The sequence below is a fragment of the Streptococcus sp. OH4692_COT-348 genome (assembly GCF_003859975.1).
Classification (GTDB): domain Bacteria; phylum Bacillota; class Bacilli; order Lactobacillales; family Streptococcaceae; genus Streptococcus.
In genome coordinates, this window is the sequence record NZ_RQZB01000081.1 from 1 (window position 1) to 299 (window position 299).

The 299-nt window shown below is 37.1% G+C and carries 1 pseudogene; it reads right to left on the bottom strand.

The annotated features are described in order from the left end of the window. A pseudogene (cbpJ, locus tag EII37_RS10975) lies at positions 1 to 299 on the bottom strand (choline-binding protein CbpJ); the annotation flags it as partial.

Sequence of the window (299 nt, forward strand, 5' to 3'; positions counted from 1 at the left end):
GTTTTAGCTAGATAATACCAGTTAGACTGGTCATAAAGCCAACCTGTCTTTAAAGAATGATCTTGATTAAAGTAATAGTTCGTGTAAAAACTCTTCTCTTCTTTATCTTCCAGATTTGTACGTTTTTCCCCATGCTTTCTTCCAACGCTGTCTTTAGTTTTAACCTCTAATGCTTCCCAACCAACAAACTCTTGTAGCACTCCATTTTTGTCAAAGTAGTACCATTCTGGCATTGGGGAACCTTCTAATCTTATACCATTAGGGTAAGGACCAATTGTACTACCTTTAGATGGAAACGG